This is a genomic window from Meridianimaribacter sp. CL38 (assembly GCF_004328055.1).
Taxonomy (GTDB): domain Bacteria; phylum Bacteroidota; class Bacteroidia; order Flavobacteriales; family Flavobacteriaceae; genus Gaetbulibacter_B; species Gaetbulibacter_B jejuensis.
Genome location: NZ_QKWS01000001.1, coordinates 228036 through 240574, shown reverse-complemented (window position 1 = coordinate 240574; position 12539 = coordinate 228036). Strand labels below are relative to the sequence as shown.

General features: G+C 32.7%; 9 protein-coding genes. 7 read left to right on the top strand and 2 right to left on the bottom strand.

Translation table 11 applies throughout. The features are described from left to right. The first annotated feature begins 68 nt into the window (after positions 1–68). From alaS to DMZ43_RS01150, 7 genes are all read left to right on the top strand, one after another. Positions 69–2681 (top strand): alanine--tRNA ligase, encoded by a 2613-nt coding sequence (alaS, locus tag DMZ43_RS01180; RefSeq protein ID WP_131505870.1) that lies wholly within the window; start codon positions 69–71, stop codon positions 2679–2681. Positions 2682–2712: 31 nt separating this feature from the next. After that, positions 2713–3663 (top strand): GSCFA domain-containing protein, encoded by a 951-nt coding sequence (locus DMZ43_RS01175; RefSeq protein ID WP_131505869.1) that lies wholly within the window; start codon positions 2713–2715, stop codon positions 3661–3663. Between the two features lie 79 nt (positions 3664–3742). After that, positions 3743–4276: a DUF6252 family protein gene (locus tag DMZ43_RS01170; protein ID WP_131505868.1), complete on the top strand. Its 534-nt coding sequence runs from the start codon at positions 3743–3745 to the stop codon at positions 4274–4276. Positions 4277–4287: 11 nt separating this feature from the next. Beyond that, positions 4288–6198: a PQQ-binding-like beta-propeller repeat protein gene (locus DMZ43_RS01165; protein ID WP_131505867.1), complete on the top strand. Its 1911-nt coding sequence runs from the start codon at positions 4288–4290 to the stop codon at positions 6196–6198. A 203-nt stretch (positions 6199–6401) separates the two neighbouring features. Beyond that, complete coding sequence (locus tag DMZ43_RS01160; RefSeq protein WP_161566720.1) at positions 6402–8345, top strand: sensor histidine kinase; 1944 nt, start codon at positions 6402–6404, stop codon at positions 8343–8345. Between the two features lie 38 nt (positions 8346–8383). After that, entirely contained in the window at positions 8384–10258 is a 1875-nt protein-coding gene (locus tag DMZ43_RS01155; RefSeq protein ID WP_131505865.1) for a sensor histidine kinase, read from the top strand. Between the two features lie 64 nt (positions 10259–10322). After that, positions 10323–10973 carry a response regulator transcription factor gene (locus DMZ43_RS01150; protein ID WP_131505864.1) on the top strand — a complete coding sequence of 217 codons (651 nt, stop codon included), beginning with the start codon at positions 10323–10325 and terminating at the stop codon, positions 10971–10973. On the opposite strand, the gene coaD is transcribed toward DMZ43_RS01150, so the two are convergent. Both coaD and DMZ43_RS01140 read right to left on the bottom strand, forming a co-directional pair. Then, entirely contained in the window at positions 10966–11421 is a 456-nt protein-coding gene (gene coaD / locus DMZ43_RS01145) for a pantetheine-phosphate adenylyltransferase (RefSeq protein WP_129759157.1), read from the bottom strand. The two genes, DMZ43_RS01150 and coaD, sit on opposite strands and share 8 nt — an antisense overlap. 18 nt (positions 11422–11439) lie before the next feature. Continuing rightward, positions 11440–12414: a D-alanine--D-alanine ligase gene (locus DMZ43_RS01140; RefSeq protein ID WP_131505863.1), complete on the bottom strand. Its 975-nt coding sequence runs from the start codon at positions 12412–12414 to the stop codon at positions 11440–11442. Positions 12415–12539: the final 125 nt, after the last annotated feature.

Here is a 12539-nt window from a genome sequence, read left to right as displayed (position 1 = left end):
CAAACGACCAAAGATAAAAATTGTTTCGCAATTAATATAATTTTAACAAGAACGAGAATTAAACATACATGAAGTCTCAAGAGATACGCTCAAAATTTCTAAAGTTTTTTGAAGATAAAAAACATACTATTGTACCATCTGCACCAATGGTGTTAAAAGATGATCCAACTTTAATGTTTGTCAACTCTGGAATGGCACCTTTTAAAGAATATTTTTTAGGTAATGCCACACCAAAAAGCAATAGAATTGCTGATACTCAAAAATGCTTGCGTGTTTCTGGAAAGCACAACGATTTAGAAGAGGTTGGTTATGATACTTATCATCATACATTGTTTGAAATGTTGGGTAACTGGAGTTTTGGTGATTACTTTAAAAAAGAAGCGATTGCTTGGGCTTGGGAATTATTGACAGAGGTTTATAAAATAGACAAAGACATTTTATATGTAACCGTTTTTGAAGGTGACGAAGAAGATGGTACACCATTAGATACTGAAGCTTACGATATTTGGAAGCAGTATATTGCAGAAGACCGAATTTTAAAAGGCAATAAAAAAGATAATTTCTGGGAAATGGGAGATCAAGGTCCTTGTGGTCCTTGTAGTGAGATTCATGTTGATATTCGTTCTGCCGAAGAAAAAGCGAAGGTTTCTGGTAAGGATTTGGTGAATATGGATCATCCGCAAGTGGTGGAGATATGGAATCTGGTTTTTATGCAATACAATCGTAAAGCTAATGGTTCTCTAGAAAACTTACCAAACAAACATATAGATACCGGAATGGGCTTTGAGCGTTTGTGTATGGTATTACAAAATGTGCAAAGTAACTATGATACTGATGTTTTTACACCGATAATTCGTGAAATTGAAACCATTGCAGATAAAGATTACGGTAAAAACGATAAGATAGATGTTGCTATTAGAGTTATCTCTGACCATGTTCGTGCGGTTGCATTCTCTATTGCAGACGGACAATTACCAAGTAATACTGGAGCTGGTTATGTAATTCGTAGAATTTTACGTCGTGCTATTCGTTACGGATTTACGTTTTTAGACCAAAAAGAGCCGTTTATTTATCGTTTGGTGGATGTGCTTATCAAAAAAATGGGAGAAGCTTTCCCTGAATTAAAAGAGCAAAGACAACTTATTGAAAATGTTATAAAAGAAGAAGAAGCTTCTTTCTTAAGAACATTAGATCAAGGGTTATTATTACTTGATAGAATTATAACACATTCTAACACCAAAGAAATTTCAGGAAATAAAGTTTTCGAACTTAAAGATACTTATGGTTTTCCAGAAGATTTAACCGATTTAATTCTTCGTGAAAACGGATTTACCTATAACCACGAAGAGTTTGATAAAAAACTAAAAGAACAACAAGAACGTGGTAAGCAAGCTTCTCAATTAAAATCAGACGATTGGACAATTGTTCTTGAAGATGACGAGCAAGAGTTTATTGGTTATGATGTTACTGAAGCTAATGTTAAGCTTACCAAATACCGAAAAGTAACCTCAAAAAAGGATGGTGAAATGTACCAGTTGGTGTTTAATTTAACACCGTTTTATGCTGAAGGAGGTGGACAAGTTGGCGATAAAGGCTATTTAGAAGATGCTTCTGGTGATGTTGTATATATTGTTGATACCAAAAAAGAAAACAATGTTATTATTCACTTTGCAAAGAGTCTTCCTAAAAATGTACAAGGCACTTTTAAAGCAACTGTAGATGCAAAACAACGTTACAGAACGGAATGTAACCATACTGCAACACACTTATTACATCAGGCATTACGCGAGATTTTAGGAACGCATGTTGAGCAAAAAGGAAGTGCAGTACATAGTAAGTATTTACGTTTTGATTTTTCGCACTTTTCTAAACTAACCGTTGATGAATTGCGTGATGTAGAAAACTTTGTAAATGCTAGAATTGAAGGTAAATTACCATTGCAAGAACAACGTAATATTCCAATGCAACAAGCTATTGATGAAGGTGCAATGGCATTGTTTGGAGAAAAATATGGCGATACTGTACGTACTATAAAATTCGGTAAATCTATAGAGCTTTGTGGTGGAACTCACGTAAAAAACACTGCAGATATTTGGCATTTTAAAATTGTATCTGAAGGCGCAGTTGCTGCTGGAATTCGTCGTATTGAAGCTATCACAAACGATGCTGTAAAAGATTTCTATTTTGAAAACAATCGTGCGTATTTTGAAATGAAAGATTTACTTAATAATGCTAAAGAACCAGTAAAAGCATTACAGAATCTTCAAGAGGAAAATACAAACCTAAAAAAACAAATAGAGCAGCTTTTAAAAGATAAAGCTAAAAACCTAAAAGGTGAGCTTAAAAATGAATTGACCGAAGTTAATGGCATCACATTTCTAGCAAAACAAGTTGATTTAGATGCAGCAGGAATAAAAGATTTATGCTTTGAGTTAGGAAGTCAATATGATAACCTATTTCTACTTTTTGGTGCTGAAAACGATGGTAAGGCATTATTGTCTTGTTATATCTCAAAAGAATTGGTTGCTGAAAAAAGCTTAAATGCAGGACAAATTGTTAGAGAATTAGGGAAACACATCCAAGGTGGTGGAGGCGGACAACCGTTTTTTGCAACTGCAGGAGGAAAAAATCCTAGTGGTATAAAAGACGCTTTGGAAGCAGTGAAAAGTTATATAGCATAAATTATCATTCTGTTTTTAAGCAGAATTCATTATGAAACTACAAACCCAAATACCGTTACAATCAGAGCTGCATAATCAAATAGATTATCATTCTAAAATAGCGCTGTTTGGGTCTTGTTTTGTTGAAAATATAGGAGAGAAGTTTAACTATTTTAAGCTTCAGAATTTTCAAAATCCATTTGGTATTTTATTTCATCCGCTAGCCATTGAACGTTTGGTTGCTAATGCGATTAATTCTAAAACGTACACCGAAGAAGATATCTTTTTTTATAATGAACAATGGCATTGTTATGAAGCGCATTCCAAGTTAAGTAGTGATAATAAAGATGATTTGTTGCATGCATTGAACAATGCTATTAAATCAACAAATCAGCAAATACACCAAGTAACGCATGTTATTGTTACATTAGGAACTGCTTGGGTTTATAGATATACAGCATCAGATGTTGTTGTTGCCAATTGCCATAAAGTACCACAAAAACAATTTACAAAAGAGCTGCTAACGGTTGATGAAATTTCAGAATCATTACAAGCTATAGTGGCTTTAATAAAAAGCGTTAATCCTAAAGCGTCTGTAATTTTTACAGTATCTCCTGTGCGACATATTAAAGATGGTTTTGTAGAGAATACACAAAGCAAAGCGCATTTAGTTGCGGCTATTCATCAAGTTGTTGAACCAAGAAAGCAGCAGTATTATTTCCCTTCGTATGAAATTATGCTGGACGAGCTTCGCGACTATCGTTTTTATAAAGCCGATATGTTACATCCAAATGATATAGCAGTAAATTACATTTGGGAAAAATTCAAACAGGTTTGGATTTCAGAAAAGGCTCATAAAACATTAAACGAGGTTGATGTGATACAAAAAGGACTTCAGCATAGACCGTTTAATCCAAACTCTAATAGCCATAAGGCATTTCTTCAATCATTAAAAGACAAGCAAAACCAGTTGCAGCAGTCTTTTTCGCATATCGTATTTTAAAAATACGACATATTACGTATTTCTTTCAGTTTCTTAAAGTTGCATTTTTGAATCAGTTATTAATTAAAAATATTCAACAATGAAAGATTTAAGAAAATTTATGTTATTAATCATGGTAACAGCCATGGTAGGATTAACTTCATGTTCAAGTGATGACGATGGCGGAAGTGGTGGTGGAGCTGCATCAGGAACTTTATCAGCAAAAATAGATGGTAGTTCTTGGCAGTCTTTAGAAATTTCTTCTTCTGCAACTGTTGCAAATAATGGTAATAACCTTATTATTATAGCAACTAATAGTGATGGTAAAGCATTTTCATTTTCAATTTGGGGATATGAAGGTGTAGGAACTTATGAATTTACAGGTGCTACTACAGTTTTTAATACTGCTTCATATTCTGAAACTGATGTAGACTTAAACAATCCACAGAACTCAACAACAGAGCTTTGGCAAGCACCTTATGATGATACGCTTGCGGGAACACTGTCTGTTTCTGAAGAAACTGAAACTAAAATAATTGGAACATTCGAATTCTCAGGTAAGAATGTTAATGGAGACCAATCTGTAAAAATGATTTCAGATGGTGCTTTTAATTTAAATAAGCAAGTACAGTAATTGTTTTAGTTATGAAAACGCTATTAATTCAATTTAAGAGCTTAGTATTGGTTGCACTATTAGTTAGTGTAACCTTTGCTAATGCGCAAAAAGCAGAAGCACCAAGTCAAAGTTATGACTTAGGAGCTAAGATTAATGAAATGACATTGACTATTGGAGGTGTATTGGTAGTGGCAACAAATGATGGTTTAGTAGGGATAAAACCAACAGAAAGCCAACCAGTTTTTACCTTTAATAATTTTGGAAAACTAAAACCAGAAGAGACTGATTTTATTCCAGGTTCACCATATATAGTCGTATCTCAAGGAGCGACTTCAGGTTTTGCTGGGTTGTCTAAAACCAAAAGAGCAGTGATAGATTATGTTCAAGGTAAAGTGATTTTCAATTCAGATGATGATAGCTGGAATCAAATTTATACTTGTAATGTTATGTTGCCACAAAACAAGTTAGTAGTTAGTGGTATTCAGAAAATAGGCGATAAGTTTGAAAAAATGACTCCTAAAGTAGCAGTATACGATCTTAACACTTCTAAGCTAGACTATAGTTTCTTTTTGGATAAACCAGGTAGAGTAGGAATTGCAAAAGACTTTAGCGTTACAGGAACGCCTTTGCTCTTAAAGAACTCTTTAATTATACCAACAGCTCAAGGACTTATTGCTAAATCGCATTCAGGTGAAGATTTATGGCAAACTAAAATAAAAGGTGTTAACTGGATGGTTGCCGATGAAACTGAAAAAGAAATTTATGGTTTTGAAACTACTACAAATGGAAAAAACACCAGAATCCATAAAATTGGAAGTAATGGAGCTGAACTTTGGGAAGACGATAGAAAAGTAAAAGGTATTGTTACAAACTTTGAAATTCTACCTCAAGGTTTAGCTGTAGTTAGTGATGTTGCAGGAGGCACAGGAGCTTTAGGTGCAAAATCAGAATCAAAAATAACCATGTTTAGTGCAGCTACAGGAGAAGATTTATGGGATAAAGCACCAAAAACAAAAGGATACGTTCAGCATTTTTACATAATGGAAGATGGTATTTTATTCGGAATAGAATCAGGAGGTATCAATAAAATTTCATTTGACGGCAAACCCCTTTTCAAAAAGCCTCTTAAAACAGGAGAAAATATTATGGTAATGGCACACACACCACAAGGGTTACTATATATTACAGGTGAAGACGCTAATATTGTGAATTTAGAAACAGGAGAAGAGGTTTGGGGTAAGCCGTTAAAATATAAAAGAGCAGCTTCAGTAGCATCAACATTTGACGCTAAAAATGATAGATATTTAATTGCTGCTGATGGAAAAATCATGGCTGTTGATGCAAATTCAGGTGAAGTTAGTGATCTTGCTAAATGTGATTTTGAAGAAAAAGAAGATCCTAATCATATGGAAATAAGAGATACTGGTATCTTTTTGTCATCAAGTCAAAATATGACCTCTTTAGCATTTGACGGAAATGAAAATTATCACACTTACCATAAATCACCAGGAAGAAGCACTTTTGGTAAAATTGTAGGAGGTATTACAGCAGTAGCATCTACAGCAATGACAGTTTCTATGAGTATGAAAGCTGGTGCTAATAGAAGTGCTTTTGGTAGTGTAAATGACCTTGATAGCTATAACGATTATGGTAAAGATGCTAAAAGAGCTGCCGATATGTTTGCAGGAATAGCAGGAGCTTCTTTTGACTATTTATCTACTAGATTTAAATCAACTGCAGCCACCGAAAATGCACAGTTTATTTTAACTAAATTAGATAATGGTGTTGGGTTAGTTAAAGTAAATAAAGACACTGGTAATACAGATAAAGAAATTGTTTTAAACGACAAAAAACCTGAGTATGAAGTAGATGAATTTGGAGGGTTTCTTTTCTATAAAGCCAATGATAAAACGATTTATGCTTACAATCTTAATAATTAAATCTTGTTGTTGAGATTTCCTGATTGAGCGTAATTTTTGTAGGATTACGCTTAATCTTTTTTAATTGCTTCTTATCGAAAAAAAAGATGATGAACTTCAATATGTTATATATTCGTAATGCTATTAATCAATTTTTTAAAAAGGCGTCAGTTATATTATCTGGTAAGGACAGGTATTTTCTGATGCTTTTTTTATTGCCAAAAATGAGGATACTTTTAGTCACACTTCTATTCATATTTCAATCATCTTATACCTATTCGCAAAACTTAGATAGCTTACTTACAGCTGCTAAAGAAATAAAGAATGATTCAGTAAGAATCAGGACGTTTAATAAGATTGGATTCAGTTATATATTCAACGATTCAGATAAAGCACTTCAAGTCATTACAGAAGGGAAAACGCAAGCCAAAGAGAGTGGGTTTAATTTTGGTTTAGCCGAATTAACAAATACACATGGTATCTATATGGATGTCACTGGTAAGTCCGATTCAGCTAAATACTACTTCACTAAAGCGTTAGATTTAAGTCATGAACACAACTTCAAAAATATTGAAGTCATGTGCATTAATAATTTAGGAATGTTTCATTGGAACAGAAGCGAATATGATGACGCATTGAGGTTCTTTTTTGATGCTTTAAGAATGAATGATGTCATTGGCGATGAAAAACAAAGTCATACATACCTTAACAATATAGGTCTTATATATCAAGAAATGAATCTTAATGAAAAGGCATTGAGTTATCATGAAAAGGCGTTAAAAATTCGAGAAGAGCATAACTTAGAGAATGACCAGATTACGTCATTAAATAACATTGGCATCAACCTAAAAGATTTAGGACGCATTGATGAAGCTATAATGACATATAAAAAAGGGTTAGTAATAGCTAAACGCACTAATAACCTTATAGAGTATTACAGGTTGTTAGATAACCTTGCAAATGCCTATAATGAAAATAATAACTATGATTTGGCTATCAAAACCTATTTACAAGCTTTGGATAAGCCTGAAGGTTTTGAGTCTGATGAAGCGTCTGAATTATCAACATACTCCAATTTAACAGCGTTGTATAATGAAATTAATGAACCACAAACCGCTTTGGGTTATGCTGAAAAAGGATTTAAACTGATTCAGAAATATCCTCAAATAAAAGCCAATTCAGGAGATCTTAACTTAAATACAGCAGAGAGTTATTACATGCTTCGAAATTTTAAAAAAGCACGAGAGCACACTCATAAATTTAGAATTTTAAAAGACTCTATTTTTTCTGAAAAGAATGCGCAAGCTATTGCTGATCTTGAAGTGAAATATGACACCGAAAAAAAGGAAAAAGAAATACTGATACAACGTGCTGAACTTGCTGAGCATAAACTAACTATTCAAAAACAAAACTATCAACTTTATGGAGTGGTTTGCTTAGCAATAGTTTTAGGGTTGATAGGATACTTATTTTTCAATCAGCAAAAACTTAAAAACAAGCAGCTAAAAAAAGAAAATGAACTCAAAGATGCGTTGATAAAAATTGAAACTCAAAATAAGCTACAAGAACAACGCTTGAGAATTTCAAGAGATTTGCATGATAATATTGGTGCGCAGCTTACCTTTATAATTTCTTCTATAGACAATCTTAAGTATGGTTTTGATATTAAAGATGAAACCCTAAACAAACGACTAGAAAGCATTAGCAATTTCACCTCAGAAACCATCTATGAGTTGCGCGATACTATTTGGGCAATGAATAAGGAAGAGATAACAATTGAAGACCTTATTTTACGAATTACAAATTACAAGGATAAAGCAAGATTTGCGTCGCAGGAAATAGAGTTCAATATTAATGTTTCTAATAAAGTTGATATTGAAAAGTCGTTTTCTTCGGTAACAGGAATAGGAATCCATAGAGTTGTTCAAGAAGCTGTACATAATGCGATAAAACATGCTAAGGCAACTAAAATTGAAATTAGTATAGACAAACCTAAGAACTACAAACTATCAATAATTGATAACGGAAAAGGTTTTGATCTCAACACTATCGAAAAAGGAAACGGTTTAACAAACATGAAAAAACGTGTCAATGATTTAGGAGGTGAATTTTCAATTGATTCTAAATTAAATGAAGGCACAACAATATCACTTACGTTCCCAAATTAATTTCTAACTTTAAACAAATCAACCAACTACTTTTTAATATGAAAACATTTTGGCTGACAGTTTTTGGTATTCTTTATTTCTCTATTGGTTTTTCTCAAAACAATGTAGCAGTACTTAATGACTCTGCAATGGATATGTATAAAACCAATCCTCAAAAATCAATTGAGTTATTGGAAAAAGCATTGACAATTTCTGAAAAAAATAAAGTAGTTAACAACATTGCACTAAGCAAAAACAACTTAGGAATTGTAAAACGAGATTTAGGACTATTTACTGAAGCTAAATCGCTGTCAACTGCTGCTTTGGAAACTTCAACAGATTCTATAATCATTGCTTCAGCCTATAATAATGTTGGTGCGTGTAATCGTAATTTAGGATTGTATGAAGATGCTTTAGCGGCTTACCTGGAAGCCCTTAAAATTTACGATTCAAAAGGTATGGATTCGTATAGAGCAACTGTAACAAACAATATTGGAACAGTATATAGCTACCTTGGAATGAACCAACAAGCTATTGAAAATCATCTTAAAGCCAAAGATATTTTTGAGGCTGAAGACAATAAAAAAGGAATGTCTGAAGTCTACAATAGTATTGCTATTATTTATGCTAATGATGGTGACTTGCTAAAATCACTTGATTATTTTAAAGCCTCCTTAAAGCTTGAAGAAGACTTGAACAGTCAAAAAGGAATTGCGGAATCCACCAACAATGTTGGAGCAGTATATTATTATTTAGAAGAAATAGACTCTGCTTTATTCTATTTTAATAAATCAGTAAAGGCAGAGCGAGCTATAGGAAACCAAACTGGAATTGGTGCTACTTACAATAATATTGCTGATGTACTGATTGAAAACAATCGTTTGGAAGAAGCTAAAGTGTATCTAGATAGTGGTTACTATTATACCAGAAAAGCAAAATCGGCTACAGATATAGAAACAGCGTTACACAATTACTCTCAATATTATGAAGCTAAAAATCAACCTCAAAAAGCCTTAGAGTACTACAAAAGCTTCACTTTGTTTAGAGACAGTATTTTAAATATTGAAACCAATGGTAAGGTTGCCGAATTGGAAATTCAATATCAAACAGAAAAGAAAGAAAAAGAAATCTTGTCGCAACGTGCTGATTTAGCCGAAAAAGAACTCGATTTAAGTAAAAAGAACAACTACATTTTAGGTTTATTGGCATTGGCAATTGTACTATCGCTTTTGGGTTACTTAGTGTATAGTCAACAAAAGATAAAAAACCGACAGTTGCTTCGCGAAAATCAGCTTAAAGATGCTTTGGCAAAAATTGAAACTCAAAGTAAGCTTCAAGACCAAAGACTACGAATTTCAAGAGATTTACATGATAACATTGGAGCGCAATTAACGTTTATCATTTCATCTTTAGATAATTTAAAATACGGATTTAAACTCCCAGAAAAATTAGGCGATAAGCTTAAAAGTATAAGCACATTTACCTCATCAACCATTTATGAGTTACGAGATACCATTTGGGCAATGAATAAAAATGAAATATCTATTGAAGACTTACAATCTAGAATTTCAAATTTTATTGATAAAGCGCATATTGCTTCAGAAGGTATTGAATTCAATTTCAAAAAAGGAGAACAGATTAATGATGACTTACAGTTTACTTCTGTTGAGGGAATGAACATTTATCGTATCATTCAAGAGTCAGTTAATAATGCTATAAAATATGCTGAAGCGACTAAAATAACGGTTGAGGTAAATCAGGTAGATGATAAACTTTTAGTTCAAGTTTTTGATAACGGAAAAGGGTTTGATGCTCAAAAAGTTGAACTTGGTAATGGACTCAATAATATGAAAAAACGCGCTCACGAAATTGATGGAGAGTTAACAGTAACTTCTATTGAAGGTAACGGAACAACAGTTAAGTTACAAATGTAATATACGTCATGTATCGTATAGGTGAAATTCAATACGTTTACTATTTTTATAAAAATACCAGCCAATGAACATTAAAATAGCCATAGTTGACGACAACACATTTTTAATAAATGCAGTAAAAGAAAAGCTGTCTTTTTTTGAGGACTTGAGTTTTAAATTTTCAGCAATGAATGGTTCTGATTTATTGTCTAAATTGGAAAGCAATCACAATCTTGATTTAATCCTTATGGATATTGAAATGCCAGTGCTTAATGGTATTGAAACTACTGAAATAGTCAAGCAAAAATTTCCGCACATAAAAATTATTATGCTTACTGTTTTTGATAATGATGAAAACATTTTCAATGCTATAAAAGCAGGAGCTGATGGCTATTTGCTTAAAGAAATTAATGCCAAAGATTTACATAGTGGTATTCTTGAAACATTAAATGGAGGTGCAGCTATGAATCCTTCAATAGCATTAAAAACCTTGAAATTACTTCGAAATCCTATGAGTATTGAAAACGAAAAGGATAAAGAAGATATTAAACTTACTGCAAGAGAGACTGAAGTGTTAGAGCACTTGAGCAAAGGATTAAATTACGTGCAAATTGCTGAAAACTTAATTCTTTCAACAGGTACTGTAAGAAAGCATATTGAAAATATTTACAAAAAGCTACAAGTGCATAATAAACTTGAAGCGGTACAAAAAGCAAAGAAAAATAACCTTATTTAATGTTTACACTATCAGGAACCAAAACAGTGTAATCGCCATTATTGCGAATAACATCTCTAACAATTGAAGACGAAATAAACGATGTTTTTGCAGCAGTAAGCAAGAAAACGGTTTCAATTTTAGAAAGTTTACGGTTGGTATGTGCTATTGCTTTTTCAAACTCAAAATCAGCAGGATTACGTAAACCACGTAAAATAAATTGAGCATCAATCTTTTTACAGAATTCTATAGTTAAACCTTCATAAGTTACTACAGACACTTTAGGTTCATCTTTAAACGCATTTTCAATAAAGGCTTTACGTTCTTCAAGAGAAAACATATAGTTTTTATCAGCATTAATACCAATAGCTACAACTACTTCATCAAAAAGCTTTACACCACGTTTAATAATATCGTAATGTCCTAAAGTAATTGGGTCAAAAGACCCTGGAAAGATTGCGCGTTTCATAATGTAAAATTACAGATTTTATTTCAAAGCCTCTTCAATAGCATTTTCAAAAAGAGTGCTTAAGCTTATTCCTGCTGTTGCAGCTTGCTGAGGTAATATGCTGGCTTTAGTTAAACCAGGTACTGTGTTAACTTCTAAAAGATGAGGTTCTCCATCTTTAAAAATATATTCGCTTCGGCTAAACCCTTTTAGCTTCAAAATGGTATACACCTGTTTAGCAACAGTGTTTACCTTTTCTTCTTGTATTTTGCTTAATCTTGCAGGAGTTATTTCTTGCGATTCACCCAAATATTTTGCTTTGTAATCAAAAAAATCATTGTTGCTCACAATTTCAGTAATCGGTAAAACGGTTACTTCTCCTTTGTAAGTAATCACTCCAACCGAAACTTCAGTACCATCTAAAAACGATTCAATAATTACTTCGTCATCTTCTTTAAAAGCAACATCAAGAGCGTTTTTTATGTCTTCTTTGTTATAGACTTTTGTGATCCCAAAACTACTACCAGCTTTATTGGCTTTTACAAAACAAGGTAAACCAACTTTGTTGATAATGTCATTTTCATTAACTGCATCTCCTTGGTTGAGGTAAAAGGAGGTTGCGGTTTTAATTCCATAAGGTTTTAAGGTGCTTAAACAGTCACGTTTGTTAAATGTTAATGCGGCTTGATACATACCACAACTAGTATGCGGAATGTTTAACAGCTCAAGATATCCTTGCATATAGCCATCTTCACCAGGAGTACCATGAATAGCATTAAACACACAATCAAAAGTTATTTTCTTGTCTTCAAGAGTAATCGAAAAGTCATTTCTGTCAATAGGAAATTCTACATCATTGTCATTAACATAAACCCATTTGTGCTTAAAAATATGTATTCTGTAAGCGTTGTATTTTGAAGTGTCTAGAGTTTCATAAACCACTTGACCGCTTTTTAAGGATATTTCATACTCGCTAGAATATCCTCCCATTATAATGGCAATATTTTTTTTCATATAAAGTCCTGTGTTCACAGGAATTGCTGTTAATTAATAATCACTCGATAATCCGAAACAAACAATAAAACGTAACTAATAATAGTTAAGCTAAAATAGCACATTAAAGCAAAAGAAAAAACCTT